At 35.2% G+C, this 22,894-nt stretch carries 19 protein-coding genes and 1 pseudogene; 8 read left to right on the top strand and 12 right to left on the bottom strand.

Annotation, left to right across the window (positions count from 1 at the left end; genetic code table 11):
• Entirely contained in the window at positions 1-864 is an 864-nt protein-coding gene (locus IGJ24_RS05515) for a sugar ABC transporter permease (RefSeq protein ID WP_002360454.1), read from the top strand.
• Positions 865-935: 71 nt separating this feature from the next.
• Positions 936-2,338 (top strand): annotated as a pseudogene (locus IGJ24_RS05510) (IS3 family transposase).
• A gap of 79 nt (positions 2,339-2,417) precedes the next feature.
• Here the strand turns inward: IGJ24_RS05510 and IGJ24_RS05505 are convergent.
• Positions 2,418-2,927, bottom strand: a complete 510-nt coding sequence (locus IGJ24_RS05505) for a MarR family winged helix-turn-helix transcriptional regulator (protein WP_002365578.1) — start codon at positions 2,925-2,927, stop codon at positions 2,418-2,420.
• A 124-nt stretch (positions 2,928-3,051) separates the two neighbouring features.
• Here IGJ24_RS05505 and IGJ24_RS05500 point away from each other — a divergent pair, with 124 nt between their 5' ends.
• From IGJ24_RS05500 to IGJ24_RS05490, 3 genes are all read left to right on the top strand, one after another.
• Positions 3,052-5,391 carry an ABC transporter ATP-binding protein/permease gene (locus IGJ24_RS05500; protein ID WP_289865767.1) on the top strand — a complete coding sequence of 780 codons (2,340 nt, stop codon included), beginning with the start codon at positions 3,052-3,054 and terminating at the stop codon, positions 5,389-5,391.
• Between the two features lie 118 nt (positions 5,392-5,509).
• Positions 5,510-6,010, top strand: a complete 501-nt coding sequence (camE, locus tag IGJ24_RS05495; RefSeq protein WP_002358931.1) for a plasmid sex pheromone cAM373 precursor — start codon at positions 5,510-5,512, stop codon at positions 6,008-6,010.
• A 196-nt stretch (positions 6,011-6,206) separates the two neighbouring features.
• A complete protein-coding gene (locus tag IGJ24_RS05490) occupies positions 6,207-6,668 on the top strand; it encodes a phage tail protein (protein ID WP_116495049.1) in 462 nt (153 codons plus the stop codon).
• A gap of 42 nt (positions 6,669-6,710) precedes the next feature.
• Here the strand turns inward: IGJ24_RS05490 and trxB are convergent, their stop codons facing one another.
• Complete coding sequence (gene trxB / locus IGJ24_RS05485) at positions 6,711-7,625, bottom strand: thioredoxin-disulfide reductase (protein WP_129193607.1); 915 nt, start codon at positions 7,623-7,625, stop codon at positions 6,711-6,713.
• Positions 7,626-7,863: 238 nt separating this feature from the next.
• Positions 7,864-8,226: a cupin domain-containing protein gene (locus IGJ24_RS05480; RefSeq protein ID WP_289865766.1), complete on the bottom strand. Its 363-nt coding sequence runs from the start codon at positions 8,224-8,226 to the stop codon at positions 7,864-7,866.
• Positions 8,227-8,800: 574 nt separating this feature from the next.
• Here IGJ24_RS05480 and IGJ24_RS05475 point away from each other — a divergent pair.
• Both IGJ24_RS05475 and IGJ24_RS05470 read left to right on the top strand, forming a co-directional pair.
• A complete protein-coding gene (locus IGJ24_RS05475; protein WP_002399975.1) occupies positions 8,801-9,505 on the top strand; it encodes a LytR/AlgR family response regulator transcription factor in 705 nt (234 codons plus the stop codon).
• Positions 9,506-9,783: 278 nt separating this feature from the next.
• Positions 9,784-10,815, top strand: a complete 1,032-nt coding sequence (locus tag IGJ24_RS05470; protein ID WP_224785632.1) for a sensor histidine kinase — start codon at positions 9,784-9,786, stop codon at positions 10,813-10,815.
• A 21-nt stretch (positions 10,816-10,836) separates the two neighbouring features.
• On the opposite strand, the gene IGJ24_RS05465 is transcribed toward IGJ24_RS05470, so the two are convergent.
• From IGJ24_RS05465 to IGJ24_RS05430, 8 genes are all read right to left on the bottom strand, one after another.
• Entirely contained in the window at positions 10,837-11,571 is a 735-nt protein-coding gene (locus IGJ24_RS05465; RefSeq protein WP_002382255.1) for a hypothetical protein, read from the bottom strand.
• Complete coding sequence (locus IGJ24_RS05460; protein WP_002378341.1) at positions 11,543-12,256, bottom strand: ATP-binding cassette domain-containing protein; 714 nt, start codon at positions 12,254-12,256, stop codon at positions 11,543-11,545. The genes IGJ24_RS05465 and IGJ24_RS05460 overlap by 29 nt, the downstream gene beginning before the upstream one ends.
• An 8-nt stretch (positions 12,257-12,264) precedes the next feature.
• Positions 12,265-13,023, bottom strand: coding sequence for an ABC transporter permease (locus IGJ24_RS05455; protein ID WP_002382254.1), 759 nt, complete (start codon positions 13,021-13,023; stop codon positions 12,265-12,267).
• Positions 13,001-13,945: an ABC transporter ATP-binding protein gene (locus IGJ24_RS05450; RefSeq protein ID WP_002363836.1), complete on the bottom strand. Its 945-nt coding sequence runs from the start codon at positions 13,943-13,945 to the stop codon at positions 13,001-13,003. The genes IGJ24_RS05455 and IGJ24_RS05450 overlap by 23 nt, the downstream gene beginning before the upstream one ends.
• 22 nt (positions 13,946-13,967) lie before the next feature.
• Complete coding sequence (locus IGJ24_RS05445) at positions 13,968-14,840, bottom strand: hypothetical protein (RefSeq protein ID WP_010777592.1); 873 nt, start codon at positions 14,838-14,840, stop codon at positions 13,968-13,970.
• Positions 14,804-15,937 (bottom strand): ThiF family adenylyltransferase, encoded by a 1,134-nt coding sequence (locus tag IGJ24_RS05440; RefSeq protein ID WP_002379387.1) that lies wholly within the window; start codon positions 15,935-15,937, stop codon positions 14,804-14,806. Before IGJ24_RS05440 ends, IGJ24_RS05445 begins: the two co-directional genes overlap by 37 nt.
• A 661-nt stretch (positions 15,938-16,598) precedes the next feature.
• Positions 16,599-17,306 carry a GntR family transcriptional regulator gene (locus IGJ24_RS05435; RefSeq protein ID WP_002357800.1) on the bottom strand — a complete coding sequence of 236 codons (708 nt, stop codon included), beginning with the start codon at positions 17,304-17,306 and terminating at the stop codon, positions 16,599-16,601.
• Positions 17,307-17,512: 206 nt separating this feature from the next.
• Positions 17,513-21,760 (bottom strand): 2-hydroxyacyl-CoA dehydratase, encoded by a 4,248-nt coding sequence (locus IGJ24_RS05430; protein WP_289865768.1) that lies wholly within the window; start codon positions 21,758-21,760, stop codon positions 17,513-17,515.
• Positions 21,761-21,935: 175 nt separating this feature from the next.
• On the opposite strand from IGJ24_RS05430, the gene IGJ24_RS05425 reads away from it, so the two are divergent.
• Positions 21,936-22,547 (top strand): TetR/AcrR family transcriptional regulator, encoded by a 612-nt coding sequence (locus IGJ24_RS05425; RefSeq protein ID WP_002357803.1) that lies wholly within the window; start codon positions 21,936-21,938, stop codon positions 22,545-22,547.
• Between the two features lie 55 nt (positions 22,548-22,602).
• On the opposite strand, the gene IGJ24_RS05420 is transcribed toward IGJ24_RS05425, so the two are convergent.
• Positions 22,603-22,782, bottom strand: a complete 180-nt coding sequence (locus tag IGJ24_RS05420) for a hypothetical protein (protein ID WP_002357804.1) — start codon at positions 22,780-22,782, stop codon at positions 22,603-22,605.
• Positions 22,783-22,894 lie beyond the last annotated feature (112 nt).

Raw genomic sequence — 22,894 nt, 5'->3', positions numbered from 1 at the left:
ATGGCTAAAGCAAAAAGTTACCAGAAAAAACAACGCACTGCACTTACCAGCGTTTACATCATTCTAACCATTTTAGCAGTTTTTTGGATGTTCCCCATTGTGTGGATTATCTTAACAAGTTTTCGTGGCGAAGGCGGTGCATTTGTTCCCTATATCATTCCCAAAACATTCACTTTAGAAAATTATAAAGTATTATTAACAAATCAGACTGGCAACTTCCCCTTTGTCCGTTGGTTTTTGAACACCTTGTTCGTCTCCATCGCAAGCTGTCTGTTATCAACTTTTATTACAATCGCAATGGCTTATGCGCTGTCCCGGTTGCGTTTCCGCTTAAGAAAACCATTTTTAAAAGTGGCGCTCGTTTTAAATATGTTCCCTGGTTTTATGAGCATGATTGCCGTTTACTATATTTTAAAAGCCTTAAATTTAACTGAAAGTTTATTCGCTTTAATTCTGGTTTACTCTGCAGGCTCGGCGCTAGGTTTTTACATCGCCAAAGGGTTCTTCGATACCATTCCGATGGCTTTAGACGAATCGGCTATGATTGACGGTGCCAACAAGTGGCAAATTTTCACAAAAATTACGTTGCCATTGTCGAAACCAATTATTGTCTATACTTCTTTAACCGCCTTCATGGGCCCTTGGATGGATTTTATTTTCGCAAAAGTTATTATGGGTGATAAAGTTGAAAATTACACCGTTGCGATTGGTCTCTTTTCGATGATGACCAAATCAACAGCCAATTCACTATTCATGGCTTTTACAGCTGGATGTGTGCTGATTGCCATTCCAATTACTATTTTATTTATATTAATGCAACGTTTCTATGTAGAAGGCGTGACTTCTGGCTCTGTCAAAGGCTAGAAAAAACATCGTTTGGTGAGCCGACCCCCAAAAGTTAGACCTAGAAATCTAACTTTTGGAGGTTTTTTTGTATGGCAAAATACAGTTTTGAATTTAAACTTAAACTTGTTCATGACTACTTATCTGGTCAAGGAGGTCTAAGGTTTCTCGCAAAGAAGTATGGGTTTAAAGATAGTTCTCAAATAAGCAAATGGATAAATGCCTATAAAGAACTTGGTGAAGAAGGCCTACTTCGCAGTCGAAAAAATAAGAATTACTCTGTTCAATTTAAGCTAGATGCGTTAGAGTTATATTTAACAACAGAGTTGTCCTATCAAGAAGTAGCTAATCTTCTAAAAATGAACAATCCATCATTGATTGCGAATTGGCTTAGAACGTATCAGAAGTTTGGTATAGAGGGACTCTCTAAACAGAAAGGACGTCCACCTACCATGTCTAAAAAGAAACGAAATGAACCCCAACCACTACCAAGTGAACGATCTCAAGTAGAGAAACTAGAAAAAGAAAATAGAATGTTAAAAATTGAGAATGCCTATTTAAAAGAATTGAGGAGACTGCGTTTAGAGGACGAACAAAAAATGAACGAATCGCACGAATCATTCACAGTCTCCGAAGACACTTTCGATTAAAAGATATTTTGGAAACCCTAAGGTTTCCAAAATCTACTTACATGTACTGGCAAAAACGCCTCGACAGAACAGCTTCAACACAAATCATTGAAGAAGAAATTCAAGCGATTCGTAAAAAACATCAACATTATGGCTATAGAAGGATGACCCAAGAATTGAAACGACGTGGATTTCAAGTGAATAAAAAGAAAGTCCAGCGATTAATACAAAAGTTAAAGTTACAAGTCAAAGCTTTTACTAAGAAATCCAGAAAATATAATTCCTATAAAGGAACCGTTGGTAAAATCGCTAAAAATTTGATTCGTCGCCGATTTAAAACTTCTGTTCCTCATCAAAAAATTACAACTGATACAACTGAATTTAAGTACTTTGAAGCAGATAACGCAGGCATCTTTCGTCAGAAAAAACTATACTTAGATCCATTTATGGATATGTATAATAGTGAAATTCTAAGCTATAGCCTTTCTACTCAACCAAATGGTAAAACAGTTATGGGAGGTCTGAAAGAAGCAATTTCTCAAACAAATGATTGTCCCTATCGGCGCACCTTTCACTCTGATCAAGGCTGGGCTTATCAAATGAATGTCTATATACAAACATTAAAGGACAACAATATCTTTCAAAGTATGTCTCGAAAAGGAACCTGTTTAGATAATTCTCCTATGGAGAATTTCTTCAGTATCCTAAAACAAGAAGTGTACTATGGAAAAATCTATCAAAGTCAAAATGAATTGAGAGAAGCAATTGAGAACTACATTTATTATTACAATCATCACCGAATCAAGGAAAAACTTAACTGGAAAAGCCCAGTAGAATTTCGACAATTCAATCAAAAAACTGCATAAAAAATAGAGTGGAAAAATCCACTCTATAAAAGTCTAACTTTTTGGGGTCACTACATGGTTTATAGCCAAACGATGTTTTTTATTTTTTGGCGTTGTTTTCCTTACACGTTTTTCTTCGTAGCGCTTGATAATTGGACAAAATTTTCATGACCGCCAAAAAGTGTTGATTGACTTCTTGATAATCCTCTAACGAAAGAACACTAAGCGTTTCAGATAGTTGCTGTTTTACTTGATTTTCTTTTTGCTTAAAGAGCTTCTCGCCTTCTTTTGTCGTATAAACATTAACCACGCGGCGATTTTCCTGATTATGGCGACGTTGAACAATCGCTCGTTCTTCTAACCCCGCAATAGAGCGACTCACTTGAACTTTCGACGTTCCTACTTGGTTGGCTAACTCTGTCATACTGATTCCTTCATTCGTTGCCACAATTAATAAAATTAACATGTCTAACTTTGTTAATTTTAGATCCTCCAAGTCTAGGTCTTTAAAAAGCAATTGGCTCATATATGAAAAAATTTCAGTAAAGACACTAATATCTAAATTTGATGAATGCTTCTCTTTATCCATATGTTCTCCCTCGTTTCCCACCTAGTGTATACTAAATTCACTTGATTATCAAATGGTAATGATTGATTTTTGTTAACTATTATGTTACGTTATACACTAACTTAAGGTTGTGTTGTTGATAAATTGGAAGAAGGATGCGAAAAATATGCTAGAACTCAAAGAGATAAAAAAATATTATACTGTCGGCGGAACGACCACTAAAGCTTTAGATGGCGTCTCTGTCGCTTTTCGAAAACAAGAATTTGTAGCCATTCTGGGTCCCAGCGGCTCTGGTAAAACGACGATGTTGAATGTGATTGGCGGATTGGACAATTACGATTCTGGTGACTTAATCATTAACGGCAAATCAACAAAAAATTTTAAAGAAGCCGACTGGGATGCTTATCGGAATAACTCAATTGGTTTTATTTTTCAAAGTTACAACTTAATTAGTCATCAAGGGATTTTGGATAATGTCGAGCTTGGTATGACACTGAGTGGTATTTCAAAAGCAGAAAGACGCCAAAAAGCCGAAGATGCACTCATCCGTGTCGGTTTGAAGGACCATATCCATAAAAAACCTTCCCAATTATCTGGCGGTCAAATGCAACGGGTTGCCATTGCTCGCGCTTTAGCTAATGATCCCGATATTTTACTTTGTGACGAACCAACTGGTGCATTGGATTCAGAAACCAGCCTGCAAATTATGGCACTTATCCAAGAACTTTCGAAAGAAAAATTAGTCATTATGGTGACCCACAATCCTGAATTAGCTCACGAATACGCTGATCGAATTATTGAATTTTCAGATGGCCAAATTCGTCATGACTCGCGTCCTCATATTGAACATGAAAAAAAAGAACCTTTCGAATTGAAACGCACCAAAATGAAATTCACGACTGCGCTGCGTTTATCTTTTAATAATATCCGCACTAAAAAAGGGCGAACTTTTTTAACCGCCTTTGCTTCAAGTATCGGAATTATCAGTATCGCGATTGTCCTTTCTCTTTCAACAGGATTCCAGAAACAAATTGATAAAACTCAGTCGGAAACGTTAGCGCAATTTCCGATTACCATTTCTAAAATAGCGACAGATCAAGATCCAGAAAGTTTCAATAATCAGGACAAAAAAGGCACCTTCCCGAAAGAAAAAGAAGTGACTGCTAAAATTAGCGATGCGGACCGTGCGCAACACACGAATTTAATTGATCAAAAGTTTATTGACTATGTCAATCACATTGATCCTGAATTAAGTAATAATATCGGCTATACTCGTCTAGTCAATATGAACTTATTAAGAGAAATCAACGGGAAAGCACAAGCTGTCAAATTTTCAAACGATGCACCCGACGGCCAATCAAACGCGATGGCTTCTATGATGGCCGCCCAAACTGGCGTCGGCGTTTCTGCTTTTCCTAAACAACTAGAAAATGGAAAAAACAATTTCTTAAAAGACAATTACTCGTTGCTTGAAGGAAATTATCCAGAAAAAGAAACCGATGTCGTTTTAATCGTCGATAGTAACAATACCACCAATATTAATGCTTTAAAAAATCTTGGCTTTGACGTGAAAGATAATCAAAAGATTGCCTTTTCAGACATTGTTGGCACAAAAATGAAATTAGCCAATAGTAATGCATTTTACACCAAATTACCGACAGGCAACTTCATTCCTAACCAAGATTTGCAAGCTGTTTACGATAACCCAGAAAATACTGAATTAACAATTTCAGGGATTTTGCGAATTAAAGATTCTTCAACAATGAATCTATTAGCACCTGGAATTGCTTATAGCGATGCACTTTCAACTAATATGATTGCCAAAAACAAAACCTCTGATATTGTTAAAGCGCAAGAAGCCAGCAACACTAACGTTATGACTAACGAAACATTAGATGCTTCCGCGAAAGAAAACCTGTTGTCTTATTTAGGAGCGAACGAAATCCCTTCAAGTATTATGATTTATCCAAACGACTTCAAATCAAAAGATAAAATTCTTGATTATTTAGATGCTTATAACAAAGGAAAAGATAAAAAAGACCAAATCATCTATTCTGATTTAGCTGGAACAATGACCCGCTTAACAGGTGGTTTAATGGATGCCATCACCTATGTGCTGATTGCATTTGCTGGGATTTCCCTTGTTACAAGTATGATTATGATTGGGATTATCACCTATACTTCTGTCATTGAGCGGACCAAAGAAATCGGTATCCTGAAAGCGTTAGGAGCTCGTAAAAAAGATATTACCCGGGTGTTTGATGCCGAAACTGCTATTTTAGGCGTTGCCTCTGGTATTCTTGGTGTTGTGATTGCCTTTCTCGCAACATTTCCGATCAATGCAGTGCTCTATAACCTGACTGATTTAGAAAATGTTGCCACCTTAAATCCAATTCACGGGATTATTTTGATTGTAATTAGCACAATCTTAACCATGATTGGTGGCCATATTCCTGCCCGAATGGCAGCGAAAAAAGATGCGGCAGTTGCTTTACGTGCAGAATAAATAACAAAAAATAATCCTTTAATTTCTCTTAAAGGATTATTTTTTGTTTGTAATTTTTATAAAACCTCCGTATACTAAATGATTGTGAATACTTAATAAAAGGAAACGAGGTAATTTCATGTTAAAAAAACCATTTTTACTATTTTTTTCACTTTTAGGAGCTATTTTTATTTTAGCTAGTTGTGGCATAGGAAAAGATGCTGTCACAGATACTAAGTACAAAGTTAGTTTGCAGCAAGCTGCTGAAATCTACGAAAAAGAAGCTGGCAACAGCAAACCATTAGTAAATGTCCAATTTGATACAGAACCAGCAAGTGACTACAGCTATATCTTTACCAACGATACAGAAACACTTTACGTGAATCCTGAAACAGGAAAAGTCACCAAAAATACTGAAGCAAATCAACTTGGCGAAAACGAGACAGCCTTTTCAGCTGCTGAAGTCAAAGAATTAGGCGCTGTTAACGACGTTTTAGCCAAAGCAAAAAAAGAAGTTGGAGGACTTTCTCCACGTATTTTGACTTGGAAGTTAACCAAAAATAACAATAAACTTGTTTATACAGTAGATGTTAAAACGACTACGGCAGATGAAAAAGTTACCTTAGATGCCAATAAATAAGCACAAGCGTATAACTTATCACGAAATAACCAAATCTTAAAATACTCTTTGGGACAGAACCTACGCATTCGGAAACCTTAACATTTTCCGAAGCCGATCGTTCTGTCCCAATTTCATTCTTTTAAGTAATAATAATTGTTCGTTACCCCTGCTACCGTTATACTTAGTTTAAAAGAAAAGATGGGAGTATCAATTCATGGTTTATACAGTTGATTTTAAAGAAGTAGCCACTATTGGTTTAGAAAGTTCACCAGTGGCACCTGCCCTTGCTGGACTAAGAGCGAATGAAGCTCGCTATTTTTGGAATAAATACAAACATCTCTTTACGACCGTCCCTGCCTCTGAAGCTCCAGAAAAATTGGCCTGGATTGAAAAAATTTTATTAGAACGAGAATTACATTTCCCTTACAAGCCACTTGAAATTTCTTCTTTCACTTTAGATGGCATAAAAATGGCCTATGTATTTTATGAAAACGGCTTAGCAGTTAACGTGATGTACACATTAGCTGAGGAAGGCAAACGCGCCGTTGGGTTTAAACTTTCAGATGGTATGGCAATCCCTGCAGAATTTGAAGGAAAATTCAAATTTGCTCGTCAAAAATCAAAATTAGCTGGAACCATTCGCGGCTCTTATTTTGTCATTAAAGGAACCTATTAAAAAAATGCTTTTGCCCTTATTCTTAAAGGCAAAAGCATTTTTTTATTTTAATTCTTCAATATAGCTAAATACTTGTTGTCCAGCAATACCGCCTTCACCGACCGCTGTCGTGATTTGACGCAATGTTTTTTCACGGACATCACCAATGGCATAAACACCAGGAATTTTTGTTCTCATTTCTTGGTCTGTTTCAATCCAACCAGCCTCATTCGTAATACCAGCTTTCTTAAATGGTTCTGTTAATGGATCTAGCCCCACGTAAATGAACACGCCGTTTGCTTCAATTTCAGAAACTTCATCTGTTTTGACATTCCGGGCTTTCACACCTGTCACAACCATTTCATTGCCAACAATTTCTTCGACAACTGTATCCCAAACAAAGGAAATCTTTTCATTTGCAAAGGCACGATCTTGAATGATTTTTTGCGCACGCAATTCATCACGACGGTGAACAATCACTACTTCAGAAGCAAATTGCGTTAAATAGATTGCTTCTTCAACTGCAGAATCGCCGCCGCCAACGACTACTAAGCGTTTATTTTTAAAGAAAGCACCATCACAAACGGCACAATAAGAAACACCACGGCCAGCAAACTCTTCTTCGCCTTTTACACCCAATTTTCGGTGTTCACAGCCTGTTGCAATAATTACCGCTTTAGCTTCATAAGATTTGTCATCACAAATCACTTCTTTATAGGATCCGTGGTCTTCAATGCCCATCACAATGCCATACGCATTTTCCGTACCAAATTTTTCTACATTTTCATACATTTTATAGGCCAATTCTGGACCCATAATAGAATCAAAGCCTGGGTAATTCTCTACCTCAGCAGTGTTGTTCATTTGCCCGCCAGGCGCACCACGTTCAATCATCAATACAGAAAGATTGGACCGTGATGCATAAAGTGCTGCCGTCATCCCAGCAGGACCGGCACCAATGATAATTACATCATACATTTTATTTCCCCCAAAATTTTAAGTAAGTTTACTTTACTCCTTAAACAATTTCTTGTCTACTTTTCTGCCCTTTTTTGACATTCGGAGTAGGTGCGTCTATTACGTAAGTTATTGTACCACGGTTTTGTGTTTTCTAGGAGGGGGAAAAGAAAAGTTTAAAAATAACGATCACCACGAATCATTTATTTTTTAGAAGCCGTTGTACTGTCGCATCAGAGAATTCTTCTTTATCATTTTTTTAGCATTCCTGTTGATTTTGCCCTTGTGGAACAAAACGAAATACAGTGAATGATGCAGATAACGTATCAGGATTACTAATCCGATGAAGACTATTATGCATCCGAATAAGTTCTCCTTCTGCACAAATTCTTGAAACAATTTGCTGATTTTCTACCTCTTCTACTTTCACTTTTCCCGACTGCACAAGTAAAACTTCTTCGATTTCGTGATGTTTATGCCAACCTTGCACAGTTTTTCCTGGCAAGCTATTTATATGTATTTCAAACTCTGGAAATAGAAAATAATTTACTTCTGTTCCATTTGGCTTTTTACGAAAGATGGCCTCGTCTCTTGTTAAAATTTCTATATATTTCTGTAACATGGCAGGCTCCTTTTAACTTTTTTTATAGCCGAAAGCTATTCTTTCAAACTAAGTTTGAAGCTACTTTCTGAAAATTCGAGTTCCTTTAAATATACTTTTATCACCATTTGAAAATCACTTTTTTTAAAACAATTGACTGCTCAGCATCAATCTTCACTAATCCATCTGTTCACCAGAAAAAATATAGTATTTTCGATTATTCACGAACTTATTATTCAACTTCAAAGGAAAATCAGTCAACACACAGCCCACATATCTAACATCAGAAACACTTCTACTTTTCTCAAGTACTGCTATGGTATACATTGACCTTACTAGTAACATTATAGCATCAAGTTTTAATCATATGTAGATTTTAAAAAAATTGATAGCACCCTAACAGATGTTTTCGTTGCTCATTTAATTTACATGATTATTTTTTAGATGCTAATTAAATGTTTGTCAGTAACCTGAATTTTTGATATTTTTATCCAGATTACTTATGTCGGTTTATCAGTTGTGCTAACAAAAAATGATTGTTTTTAAAGATAATTTAATTCATAATATATATAATGAAAAAAAGGAGGTTTTATTGTTGAAAGTTGCTATTTGTGATGACAATCCAACGTTAACCGAAAAAATAAACACGATGCTATTTAATTATAACCCAAATATATTTGAAACCTATACCTACTACAATCCTCTCAAGTTAGTCAATCAACTTGACCAAGAAAATTTTGACTTTTTTATTTTAGATATAGAAATGAGTGAAATGAGCGGAATAGACTTGGCAAAAAAAATCCGAGAACGTGATATTTTATCACCTATCGTTTTTTTGACGAGTTACAAAGAATACATGGAAGAAGTCTTCCAAGTACAAACTTTTGATTATTTATTGAAACCGCCTACGGAAGATCGGTTGCACCAAGTTTTGGAAAAACTGAGACAACAGCTAGAAAAAAAAAGAAATTACTTTGTATTTTCTAGTAACAAAGTTACTTATAAAATACCAACCAAAGATATCATTTATTTCGAAAAAGATAAAAGACAAGTATTGATTCATACAGTTGGAGAAATCTACAAACCCTATATGTCAACGAATCAGATAAACGAACAACTTGATACGAATTTTGTGCAAGTCCACTCTTCTTTCATAATAAATTGCGCTTATATAAAAGAGTTAGGAAAAAATTTCCTATTAATGGATTCTAAAGAAAAATGTATTGAAATACCAATAAGTAGGCGCTTCAAAGCCGCCGCTCATAAAAGTATAGTTATGTCCATGAGAGGAAAGATATAATGCTTGATATAACATTACGAAGCCTAAGTTTGTTAGTTTATTTATTTCTTATCTCTTATTTTTTTTCTAATTGGTCAACAGCTATTAAAAGTCATAGAGAATTTTATAATGTCATCTGGATTGTTATAATCATATCAGCCATGGTTACGATTATATTATCCAATGCTTACATACCGAACATTTATTTACCGTATCTTAACTTATTACTAAGTTTCATTTTAACTTACACTATTGCTATGCTACACTCGGTCCCTTATCTCGACTCGGCCGTATGGACAATGACACTTATATCAATAAATTTAATCTGTGAAGTATTGTCGTTACACTTTACGAAAATAATTTTAAATGCAGAATTAACATCCTATGGTAGCCCTACTTTTTTCATAACTTCAATAACAATTACAACTTTGATTGGGGTAGCCTGGATAGTCATACTTAAATTTTCAATAGTTAAAGAAGCAAAGTCTGAATTATCGACAAACTTATCATTTATTGTGATTTTATTACCTATTCCCATACTATCAATAATCATTTTATTTGGGCTTTTAATAGGAAACAACAATGACAAAATTTCTGAGATTACTATTACGATTAGTGTCATATTTTTAAACATCTGTGTAATTTTTCTTTATAAAATCACTATAGAATATCAAAAAAATCAATATGATCTTACTTTGAGAAAAAAAAATATCGAAGTGGAGTATAGAATTTTAAATGAAATAAAGAGAAACAGAACTAACGTTTTAAAATTAAAACATGATTTGAAGAATCAATACTTAACAATCCTCGGACTTATCGAAAATGAAGAAGTTAATGAAGCTATCGATTATATTAAGAGTAGTTTTGATATTTTAGAACCACCAACAAAAACTTATGCTGCCGATGGAGTATTAAACTACCTATTGAATGAAAAGCTTGCTGAAGCAAGAAAGAATCAAATTAATGTTGATCATCAGATATTTGTCTCTAAAAATATAAAAATTAATAATGACGTTCTAACTATTGTAATTGGAAATATAATTGATAACGCCATACAAGCATCGAAGAGAATCAAGCCGATTGACAGATATGTCAATATAATTATCAAGCAAGTCAATAATGATTTATTTATTGAAGTATCTAATAACTATAATTCTGAAGAAATTTTTACAAGAAAACATAGAAAAGATAAAGGTTTAGGAATGAAAAACATTGGTGATCTCTTACAACAATTAGGTGGTATTCAACGTCACTGGACGAAAGAACGTAGATATTTTGTAACTATAGTTATATTTAATGTATACAAAGGAAACAAATGCGGTGATAACTAATCAAGTAAATCACCGCATTTTTTAGTATACTTCCATGTCGCATAATTTATCAGAAAATTTCAAAAATAACCAAACAAGCATCAATCCCATAATCGTTGAAAATAGGAACGTTATAGTTGGAAAATTCATAAGACCCATAGCAGAAAAATTCGAATATATTAGCATTAGTACCACTGACGTTATTATTGAAGCAATTTCCGATTGTTTCCAAATTGAAATTATTTCTGACAATATCAAAATTACGAATAGTAGACTACAACTTGTAACTATGGTAATAAGACCAAGGTAAATTTCAAAAAATAAATTTGAACTATGAAACTTCAAAATTAAGTTAAGCAAAACCTCAGTCACAAATGAAATAAGAAGCGCACTTCCAAAGCTAGATAAGATTATTACGTAAAAAGAACTTGTTTTTTTTACGAGAAGCTCTTTTCGATCAATCGGAAAAAGAAACGTTCTATTCCGGTGATTGCCAACATAAAATCGTACAAGCTCTTTCCTTAGTAATACAGCTCCATAAATTGATATGCCGCACATAGAAACAGTGTTCGATAATGCTATAATTCCTTGAAATGACGAGATCGTATCAGCACTTTCATCAAATATTCCCACAAATGAGAAAAACATAAAAAATAACATTTGGATTACCAGTGTAATTAAGAAAACTTTAAACCAAACATTTTTAATTTTATCTAATTCATATCTATAAACATTCAATTTTGAGTCACTAATCATGTTTTCTCTTTTGTTCATCATAATACTCTTTCAACCCCTCTCTATACTCTTCTCGAATCTCAACCATTGATTTTGGTTCTTGTACATTGCCTTTCTCTATAAATATAACGTCATCAAGAAATGTTTCCATATCTCTCAATATATGACTACTAATTATCAACACTCTATTTTCGGACAAGGTCTTAACATTCTCAATAAATAACTCTACACCATCAGGATCTAAACCGTTAAATGGCTCATCTAATAATACTAATGAAGGGTTGTGAGCTGTAGCAAGACCTAGCAAAAACCTTTGTTTCATTCCTAAAGACATTGTATTAAACTTTCTTTTTTTATTTACATTTAGACCAACATCCATTAATAGAGTCTCTATCATTAACAAATTTTTTAACTTGTAATAAAAAGCATGGTCATTGTATATATCTTCAAGCATAAATCCATTTAAACTATCTGAGTTAACAAAGTTAGTACCCACCTGCAATAATATTTTAGGGTCTGCTATTTCTACTTGCCGATTGTCTATTTTAAGTATTCCACTATCAGGTCTAAGCAAACTACATAGACATTTCATCAAAGTTGTTTTACCTGCACCATTCGGACCAACTAATCCATAAATTTTCCCTACTTCTAAATCTAATTGATCAACCTTTAAATTGAATGTATCACTTACTTTTTTATATAAATTATTTATATTTATTGTTTGCATTTTGCAATTCAGTCCCTTCTTGACAATGAAATAAGTGAAAGTAATGTAGTTAACACGAACCAAAAACAAACTACAATAATATTAGAAACATTAACAGTATTCTGTTCATAAAACAGTGATCTTATCAAATTACTCGATGGAACAAATGGTAAAAATTCAAAAAAGTTCACTAAAGCAGAAGGCAATCTATCTGTTGGATAAGTAATAGGCGAGAATAAAAGTCCACCTATCATAATTATTTGAGTTGCTAATCCTACTACATTAGGTGTTAGCCAATATGCCAAAGCAAAACCTATAGAGATCATACATAATTGAATTAGACTAAGAATAGCTAGGGCCTTCATTGAGAATCTAATTTGGACATCGAATCTTAAATATGCCGCTAAAAATGACATAAACACCCCAGGTAGTGAGGCCATTCCCCAAATTATAAAGTCGGAAATTAATATGTTCAACCGAGAAACTGGCAATGTCCTTTGATAGTCCACAATGCCCTCCTGTTTTGCTGTACTTACTATTTGAGCAGCAAGAACGCACCCTACCGCAATAATCCCAAGAGTAGTTGCTCCAGATGACAGATAGATAGCTGTCTGATTATTCACATCTGGTATTAGAAGTGCTAACCCGTAGACAATTGCTAATGATAGAAATACTTGAGTTAATGTAAAAACAGGCAATAAGTATTTATGTCTTAATAAACTCCACCCTACTAAAGCAAATAATTCCTTAATCATTGATTTTCTTCTATAATTTTTTATCATTTTCATCTATTAACTCTCCATAGGTTTCATTTAAGGATTTTGGGGAAACTTTATAATTTTGAACTTTTCTTTCTATTACTAATTTCATAACCCAGTCAACTGCTTCTAACACTTGACTGTTCTCTAATTCCATTTCTATCATTAATTCCTCATCGTTTATGTTAGTCTGAATTGCACTCGGTACTATTACACTCTTCAAATCACTTAGATTAAGAAAGTTAACAGTCATATAATTTCGATCGTTTATTTTTATAGACTGTTTTTTTAAGTTCTTATCCTCAAGAACCTTTCCATGATTCATTAAAATATATCTATCAGCATATTTTTCAACTTCTAAAATATTGTGTGTGACCACGATGATTATATGCCCCTTATTAGATAATTTTTTCAGATATCTCCATATTTTTTGCCGTCTAATAGGATCCACATCATTAGTAGGTTCGTCAAGGACTATTATTGGAGAAGGATATACAACGGCCATTGCAAATGAAGTGAGCCTTCTAAGTCCGCCTGAAAGTTTCTGTCCTGGTATATCTTTCCATCCATCTATTTTTAATTCTTTTAAAATTTTAATACACTCTTCTTCAGCTATTTTCTGACTGCCTCCTCTTATTCTTATTATTGACTCGACAGATTGAGCCATCGTTATACCTGCCAAGGGAGCATGTAGTTGAGGCATCATAGAGACATATTCTCTTGCAATTTTACTATCTCTCGCAAATGATAGACCATTAAATGTTATAGAGCCCTTTGTTGATTTCGTTATACCTATAATCTGATTCAACATTGTTGTTTTACCAGCGCCGTTATGTCCAGCTATGGCAGTTATTTCACCTTTATTAAAGCGCAAATTTATATTATCATTTGCACAGCTCTCTGATTTCTTGTACTTTTTACTTAGCGAATGTAATTCTAACTGTTGATTCAAAGCAAACCTCCTATATTTAGACTTAATTAAATTGATTGATAACAGGTTGGAACCATAACCAAATTATCATTGCTAGCACACTTATGCTTATTACTTTAATAATGATTAATTTCATAATTGCGACCTCTTCAAAGTAGAAAGGATTATCAACCACAAAAGAAATCAAAATGTTAATATCTGTTTTTTGTATAATGATAAATTGCCACAATATCCTTGTTATAAGTATTGATGCCGCAATAGAATTAACTCCAACACTTTTATTATTCATAATCAAAAAAAATAACAAGAATATTGCATCCGACGACATTCCAGAGGTGATCGCCGTGATTCTACCAAACCTACTCCACGTCCATACATGAGTCATAGGTATCGTAGCAACGGCTTTAACTATGTTTAAATTGATTTTCCTTGAATTCCTTGAAAATATAATGTGCATAAATTCATGAAAAGTTGTAGATACGATTGAGACAAGAATAGCAATTAGAAGAAATTTTAAAGGATTTGTAAACAAAACATTTACTGCACTTCCAAAAGGAGACCCCTTGATTACGAATAAAAATATGCTAATCGTAAACGCAACAATACCGTTAACATCAATCAGGAAAGAGGAGCTTTTAAATAAGATATTCTTAGGCTCGACAAATAGCGGCTTATAATCATCTCTCTGATCGGCTTTTTTTATCATAATTTTATTTTCAACTAATTCATTGAGTACCTCTTCTTCGATTAGTTCGGATGAATTAATTTGTCTCGCCACTTCATCACTCAACACTAATAGTTGATTTTCTTCTGATACATAAACCCAATCGCCATTGTTTAGCTTACGTTTTAACGTACGAGCTTCGGTATAGTCTCGGCCTATTTCTTCTCTTGATAATATTGAAATATTTCCCATTGGGAGACATCTCCTTTACCACAAGTTGGACATTCACTCTCAAACCTTGGCCAAGTTTTATGCGTGAACGAGTTTCCGTCCTCATAGTTAATTTCATATTGCGTTCCCAAACTTTTTGGCTCAGCATATCTTGTTACCACTCTTATTAACTCATCTACAATTGATGCTGTTAATTGAAAGATACCAGGACCATAAGCTATGGATGGGGGAGCAAATTGAATATTTCTAAAACCTACAAATTGTTCAACAAATTTAGGGTCATTTTTACTGAAGTTCAAATTCATGCAATCAAAGCATCCTGTTTTCTGGGGTATTACAGTGTATACTCTTCCTCGGCTAACCTGTGAGGCACCAAACACGCACGGCAAACCAACTTTTACAATAGCTTCATTCACAATTCTATGTATAAGGAAAGGGGGTTCATCAATAGCGCAAACAATGATATCTATTCCTTCTGTCAATTCAACAACATCATTCACATCTATTATTTTTTTATCTACAGTTTCAACGTTAATATTTGAGTTCATTTCATTAATGGCTCTTTTAGCAACTACAGTTTTCTTCTCACCAATATCTGCTTCTCTATATAGTAATTGACGACCTAAATTACTTGCTTCAACTCGGTCATAGTCCACCATTCTGATCATCTTGGGGCCAAGACCCGCTAGTAACGTTAGAATATTTGATCCTCCTCCACCAAGACCTAATAATAGTATTTTCAAGTTATTTATCTTTTCCTGTATTTCAAATCTATCATCATCAGCTTTACAGTACCTACTAAAGTAATTCACATTAGCTAAGTATCTATCTTCAATCATTCTACCAGGAAACGTCTCCTCGATTAGACCTTCATCATTTAAAAAATCTATCCCTTCTTCGATATCTTTTACTGTTAATTCCGGATATTTCCTCTTCATTTCTGTGACAACTTCATCAAACGATCTAACTCCATCGAGTAAATTAGATAATGTCCAAAATTGACCTTCATCATCATCAAATTCAATAGTGATCCCTAATTGGGCCCCAACTCTAAATCTCTCTTTATTTAATTGATATAATGGATAGATTGGTTTTATTCTGGGATATTTATACTTCATTTTTTTCACTCCTTATTAAAAAATGACGAGATATTTCTATCTCGTCTAACCGTTATTTGGTTATCAAATTAGATAATAATCCACCATGCTGTTGCATCAACTGTATCGGCTTTACGTACGTTAATTTTTTTCATTCCGCATCACTCCTTCCGCTAAACTTTTTATTGAAAAAGAAAATAAATTTCTCTTTCAGTATATCTATATAATAACTTTGACAATCATAAGTATTACTGATTGGTAATAACTAACAATTTCAATGTAACAATTTGCAAAACAACTGCTGATTTTGCAACTATTTGATTAAAGCGTTGAACGGGTATATCTTATATTAGATTACAGTTTAAAAAAGAAATGTAAAAAATGGACAAAAATGAACTACAGCCAAAAAAAGAATAAATCAAATAAACTAGCAGCTATTATAAGTTTATTTTTAACAATATTTATAGCGGGACAAACCATCTCACTTTTCTGGTATTCAGACTTGCTACTCTATTCAATATTTATTTGAATTGAGATGCTTTCACTAATTTTAATTTGAATTCTACCTGATAAGTTCATAAAAAATAACCTCCAAAAATTGTATTTTTCAGATACAACTTTTAGAGGTTAAAACATCTTATATCAGCCTATTCCTCAGTTTTTTCCATACTTAACTTTTTCTCTACTTCTCTAAATAAAACTCAAATCGACTTCCTGCATACTGCGTACGAACATATTCAAAAGGTAGTCCGTTTTCAAAATAGGATACTTGGCGCACACGCAGAATCGCATCGCCTCGTTTAATCTCTAAATATTCTGCGATCTGTTCCGATGCTTGAACAGCAGAGATTGTTTGGTTAGAGTGGCCAATTTTGTGGCCAGATTTGGCTTCAAGTGTTTTATAAAAAGAATTCGTGATTTCAGATTTGCCATATTGCGAGACCAATGAATAAGGAATGCTCGCCACCTCAAAACAAATCGGAATGTCATCCGCAAAACGAATTCTTTCCATTCGTAAAATTGAATCTTCTGGACCTAGTTGTAATTTTTCCATCTCACTAGAACTAGGTTTCGCTACAAAATAAGACACCGTCCGACTAGAAGGAACGCGATTTTGAGACAAGGTAATTTCTGTAAAACTAGTGGTACCTGTCATTGTTTCTTGAACTTTCTTACGTGCTACATACGTTCCTGAACCAATTTTTCGTTCTAAAATCCCTTCGTCTGCTAAAGTCTGAATGGCTTGGCGTAAGGTCATTCGACTAACATCAAATTTCAAGGCTAATTCTCGCTCAGAGGGCAAACGATCCCCGATACTCCAGACACCTTTTTCAATATCTTCTTTGATTTTATCGTGAATTTGAATATAAATTGGTATATTTTGAACCATTTACGCTTCCTCCTCTTCGTTCATCTCCTCTTCTATTATAACTGGTATAGACCGTGTAAACAACCAAAAAATGATAAATAAAAGAGGAATTGGAATTTTTATCAAAGTTGGTCTAGTTGCATGCTTTCTTTTTATAACAAAAACATTTGGCTTAGTCAGTAAAAAGTGACCAAGTCAAATGTTTTTAAACGAATTTCTATTAGTTATTATCTTTTTACATTTTCTTCTTTCAACAACTTGTTCGCTGTGGCCATCATCAAACGGATTCGGTTCAACTGATTGACCAAAGATACCCCTGGATCATAATCCACCGCCGCAATGTTTGCTTGCGGATATTGACGTCGTAGCTCTTTCACGACCCCTTTTCCAACAATATGGTTTGGTAAACATCCAAACGGCTGCATACAAACGATGTTATTCACCTCATGTTTTAAGAGCTCAATCATTTCAGCTGTTAAAAACCAACCTTCACCCGTATGATTGCCAATTGATAAAATTTTACTTGCGTCTGCTGCCATATCATAAATGGAATGAATGCCATCAAAACGGACCGATTTTCTCAATGCCTTATCCATTGGTTTTTCTACCAATTCAATGATTTTTATCGCAAATTCTGCTAAACGTTTGCTTTGTTTTGACATGCCCATATTTTCGTATTTCCAAATTTGATTGTACAAAGAATAGTTCATAAAGCCAACAATATCTGGCACAACTGCTTCAGCACCTTCTTCTTCTAACAAACGCACAATATCATTATTCGCTGTCGGCGAATATTTCACTAAAATTTCCCCGACCACACCGACTTTTGGTTTTTTTATCTCTTGTAAAGGAATTTCATCAAACGTCCGAATAATTTTTTTCATGAAGTGATTAAATTGTGTCAGCGAACCATTCCGGACATTGGCTTCCACTCTTTTTAGCCAATCTTGGTGCAGTTGATCCACCATTCCTTTTTTTGTTTCATAAGGTCTTGTTCGATAAACTACTCGTTCGAATAAGTCACCATATAAAAAGGCAACTACTAAGCGTTTGATCATCGGCAACGTAAATTTAAATCCTGGATTGGATTCGACTCCTTTATTGCCCATCGAAACTGAAACTACAGGAACTTGAGAAAAACCAGCATCATTTAAGGCTTTTCGTAATAAGGGAATGTAATTCGTTGCGCGACAACCGCCCCCTGTTTGTGTCATTAAGACACTGACATTATCCAAATCATATTGACCACTTTCCAAAGCTTCAACTAGTTGTCCGATGGAAATAATTGCTGGGTAACACGCATCATTATTGACATATTTTAACCCGACATTCACAGCTTCTTTGTCTTGCGCAGGCAAACAGACGACATGATAGCCAGAAGCTTGTAATGCTACATCGACTAATCCAGATTGATGAATCGGGCTAAGCATTGGTAACAGTAAGGTATGTGTTTTTTTCATTTGTTTTGTAAACACAATTTTCTCTGGCTCTTCCATTTGCATATGCGGAACAAACTGTTGCTTCTCCCGCTCATTGACAGCCGCTTTCAAGGAGCGCAACCGAATACGAATTGCACCCAAATTCGCGCCTTCGTCGATTTTGAGGACTGTATAAATTTTGCCAGACCGATCCATGATTTCTTCTACTTGATCGGTTGTCACAGCATCTAAGCCGCAACCAAAGGAATTCAGTTGGACAAGTTCTAAATTTTTCGTCTTAGCCACTACTTTAGCCGCCGCATATAAGCGAGAATGATAGACCCATTGATTCACCACACGTAAATTCTGCACGTCTCCAAGATGCGAGATACTGTCTTCTGTCAAGACATGGAATCCTTCCTGTGTAATGACTTCGGCAATGCCGTGATTAATCTCTGGATCCAAGTGATACGGTCGCCCCGATAAGACAATCCCTCTCTGGCCTTTTTCAGTTAACATGGCTAACGTTTCTTCGCCTTTTTCTTGAATTTCTTTTTTAAAAGCTGCTAATTCTTGATAACCATGATGCAGCGCTGTTTGAATTTCTTCTAAGGAAATCCCTAAATCAGCAAAATTTTCAGCTAAAACTTTGGCAACTGCAGCTTCATTCGCTAGATTAAGATAGGGATTTCGATAATCCACTTGGCCCTCTCTGATGGCATCCACATTATTTCGAATGACATCTGGGTAGCTTTGCACAATTGGACAATTAAAATGATTATCCGCTTCCAATGTTTCTTGCTGTTCAAAAACGACACCAGGATAAAAGATGATTGGCACTTGCGCATCAATTAATGCTTGAATATGTCCATGCGCCATTTTCGCTGGGTAACAAACCGTATCACTGGGAATCGTTTCAAGGCCTTGTTCATAGATTTGTTTATTAGAACGTGGCGATAATTCGACCCGAAAGCCTAAGTCAGTAAAAAATGTATGCCACAAAGGATAATTTTCATACATGTTTAGGACTCTAGGGATACTCAAGCGCCCACGAAACGCTTTATTTTCCCGCAAAGGTCGGTACTTAAATAACTTGCGGTACTTATAATCAACCAAATTTACTTTGCGTTCTTCTCGTTTAATTTTAATTCGTGCACCACGTTCACAGCGATTTCCCGTAATAAATTGGCGCCCGTCCGAAAACACTGTGACCGTTAATTGACAATTGTTTTCACACAAACCGCAATGAGTAAATTCCTTTTCAGAGGTAAATGCCGCTAACTCTTCTAAAGAAAGAAGCGTGGTTTCTTCCCCAATTTCATAAGCGTCCAAAGCAATCAGCGCTGCTCCATAGGCCCCCATCAAACCAGCAATAGATGGACGAACCACTTCACGACCGCTAATTTTTTCAAAAGCTCTCAAGACCGCTTCATTGTAAAATGTTCCTCCCTGGCAGACAATCTTTTCTCCCAACTCTTCAGGTCGGCGAACCTTAATGACTTTATAAATGGCATTTTTGATGACTGAATAAGATAGTCCAGCAGAAATATCGCCGACAGAGGCCCCTTCTTTTTGAACTTGTTTCACTTTTGAGTTCATAAAAACAGTACACCGAGAACCTAAATCAACAGGCGCTTGCGATTCTAAAGCCGCCAAAGCAAAATCCTTCACATTATATTTTAAAGATTGCGCAAAGGTTTCGATAAAAGAACCGCACCCAGAAGAACAAGCTTCATTTAATTGAATGGAGGAAAGCACGCCATTTTTAATGGTCATCGCTTTCATATCTTGCCCCCCGATGTCCAAAATAAAATCCACACCTGGCTGAAAATGGTTGGCTGCTTTGTAATGGGCCATCGTTTCAACTTCACCAATATCGACTTTTAACGCATTTTTTATTAGCTGTTCTCCATATCCTGTAACAGCCGCTTTTCCGATAAAAACTTCTTCAGGCAGTTGTTGATAAAGTGATTTCAGTACTGTCATGGTGGTTTCTAAAGGTTGCCCTTGGTTATTACCATAAAAAGAAAACAACAAATGGCCATCTTCATCAATCAATGCGACTTTTGTCGTTGTGGAGCCTGCATCAATCCCTAAAAAGGTCACGCCAGTATGTTGAGATAAAGGTTTCTCCTTTGCTTGGGCTTGCGCGTGTCTTTCTCGAAAATCTGCTAAATCTTCTGCGCTGTTAAATAACGGTGGTAACGTGTCGCTCGGCTGTAAATCAGTAGCCTGGCTGTTCACTAAGCGCTGAATTAATTCTTCCAATGTACATTCGGCTGCATCTTCTGAATAAAGTGCTGCACCCATTGCTACAAACAGTTGCGGTTGTTCTGGAAAAATAACATCTTCTGGCTGAATTGCTAAGGTTTCAATAAACCGTTTTCTCAATTCTGACATGAAAAATAAGGGTCCCCCTAAAAACGCTACTTTACCTTTAATTTTGCGACCAGCAGCTAACCCAGCGATTGTTTGATTAACTACCGCTTGAAAAATACTCGCCGCGATATCTTCTTTCGCTGCTCCTTCATTGATTAAAGGTTGAACATCCGTTTTGGCAAAAACCCCACAGCGGGAAGCAATCGGATAAATAGTTTGATAATTCTTCGCCAATTCATTCACTCCATTGGCATCCGTTTTAAGTAAAACAGCCATTTGATCGATGAAGGCGCCTGTCCCACCTGCACAACTACCATTCATTCGTTGCTCTAAAGCACCATCAAAAAAAGTGATTTTTGCATCTTCTCCGCCAAGTTCAATAGCAACATCCGTTTCTGGGATTATTGTTTCAACAGTTCGTGTACACGCGATAACCTCTTGAACAAAGGGAATCCCCAATACCTCAGCCAGCCCCATACCACCAGAGCCAGTTATGCTCATTGTCACAGGTTGGTCTGCACCGATCCTTGATAGTCCTTCTTTTAAAATGCGTTCCGTTGCTGCTTTGACATCGGAAAAATGGCGTTCATATTTTGTAAAAATAGGCTGATTTTGTTTATTTAAAAATACTAATTTTACTGTCGTTGACCCAACATCAATCCCTGCTCTCATAACCATCAATTAAAATACCCCTTCATTTCCCAACAGTTTGTTGATTATTATACAAACTGTTTGTTATAATAGATATACCTATTTTAGAAAGGTTCTAAATGATTTGCAACAAGCAATTTACCCTATTTTGTGAGATAAACAACAAAGTTTCCGAGAATGTTGACTATCTCGAAAGGAATTTATGATGGCAAAGAAAACAGACCTTAGAGTACAACGAACCAGAAAAATGATTATTGAAGCTTTTTTTAAACTTGTAGAAACGAAAGGCTACGAAGCGGTGACGATTCAGGATATTGCTGATGAAGCTATGATTAATCGTGCGACTTTTTATGCTCATTTTAAAGACAAACAGCATTTATATGATGCAATCTTCACCTTTACGCTTAGTGCTTTTACCGCTATTCTTGATTCGCAACAACTGGTTAATGGCAACCGTGTCCGCGTGAAGCACATTGAAGAACTTCTGACGCAACTCTATATTAATATTCAAGAGAACAAATCTTTCTTCTTAACTATCATGGACAATAATTTCAACGAACACTTTCGAAAACGCTTAGCTGAAATTATCGAAGAAAAATATGCGACGATTTTTTCGCAGTTGCGTATTACCGAAAATGATATTGACGTACCGATAGATTTTGTTATTGAATACATGACCTCTATCTTCATCGGTACCCTTCATTGGTGGATTACTAGCGAGACGGATATGACACCCAACCACTTAGCCCAATTAGTTATCAAATTAGTTGGTAATGGTCATTTAACTGTCTTAGGCATCGAATTAGAAAAATAAAAACACCGGAGTAGACAATAATGTTGTCTGCTCCGGTGTTTCTGTTAAAGACGAGTTAGTTTTTTGAACGCCATTTGATATTGTGGGCTGTATTTCTTGAAGAAGTGACTTTAACACCACTTTTGATGTTGCCTTTTTTACGAGGAATTAAGTCAACTTTGACATCATACTTACCATCGCGTGCTAAATCGTAAACATTTTCAACCATTTCTGTAATTTTTTCTTTAAAGTTCATTCTTATCAACTCCAGACCATTCTTTCTTAATACTTTAGCATATTCTTATATAAATGAAAACTTTTCTAGCCTGTACATGAGGAAAATCTTACCTCATTTTTGTTATATAATT

The organism is Enterococcus sp. DIV0546 (assembly GCF_051712785.1).
In the GTDB taxonomy this organism is placed as follows: domain Bacteria; phylum Bacillota; class Bacilli; order Lactobacillales; family Enterococcaceae; genus Enterococcus; species Enterococcus faecalis.
This window is presented reverse-complemented; position numbering and strand designations above follow the sequence as displayed.

Bases quoted from the DNA above. Each gene is read 5' to 3' on its own strand.
- IGJ24_RS05515 (WP_002360454.1), top strand. From the start codon at position 1: ATGGCTAAAGCAAAAAGTTACCAGAAAAAACAACGCACTGCACTTACC.
- IGJ24_RS05500 (WP_289865767.1), top strand. From the start codon at position 3,052: ATGCTAGAACTCAAAGAGATAAAAAAATATTATACTGTCGGCGGAACG.
- camE (WP_002358931.1), top strand. From the start codon at position 5,510: ATGTTAAAAAAACCATTTTTACTATTTTTTTCACTTTTAGGAGCTATT.
- IGJ24_RS05490 (WP_116495049.1), top strand. From the start codon at position 6,207: ATGGTTTATACAGTTGATTTTAAAGAAGTAGCCACTATTGGTTTAGAA.
- trxB (WP_129193607.1), bottom strand. From the start codon at position 7,625: ATGTATGATGTAATTATCATTGGTGCCGGTCCTGCTGGGATGACGGCA.
- IGJ24_RS05480 (WP_289865766.1), bottom strand. From the start codon at position 8,226: ATGTTACAGAAATATATAGAAATTTTAACAAGAGACGAGGCCATCTTT.
- IGJ24_RS05470 (WP_224785632.1), top strand. From the start codon at position 9,784: ATGACACTTATATCAATAAATTTAATCTGTGAAGTATTGTCGTTACAC.
- IGJ24_RS05465 (WP_002382255.1), bottom strand. From the start codon at position 11,571: ATGATGAACAAAAGAGAAAACATGATTAGTGACTCAAAATTGAATGTT.
- IGJ24_RS05460 (WP_002378341.1), bottom strand. From the start codon at position 12,256: ATGCAAACAATAAATATAAATAATTTATATAAAAAAGTAAGTGATACA.
- IGJ24_RS05455 (WP_002382254.1), bottom strand. From the start codon at position 13,023: ATGAAAATGATAAAAAATTATAGAAGAAAATCAATGATTAAGGAATTA.
- IGJ24_RS05445 (WP_010777592.1), bottom strand. From the start codon at position 14,840: ATGGGAAATATTTCAATATTATCAAGAGAAGAAATAGGCCGAGACTAT.
- IGJ24_RS05440 (WP_002379387.1), bottom strand. From the start codon at position 15,937: ATGAAGTATAAATATCCCAGAATAAAACCAATCTATCCATTATATCAA.
- IGJ24_RS05435 (WP_002357800.1), bottom strand. From the start codon at position 17,306: ATGGTTCAAAATATACCAATTTATATTCAAATTCACGATAAAATCAAA.
- IGJ24_RS05430 (WP_289865768.1), bottom strand. From the start codon at position 21,760: ATGGTTATGAGAGCAGGGATTGATGTTGGGTCAACGACAGTAAAATTA.
- IGJ24_RS05425 (WP_002357803.1), top strand. From the start codon at position 21,936: ATGATGGCAAAGAAAACAGACCTTAGAGTACAACGAACCAGAAAAATG.
- IGJ24_RS05420 (WP_002357804.1), bottom strand. From the start codon at position 22,782: ATGAACTTTAAAGAAAAAATTACAGAAATGGTTGAAAATGTTTACGAT.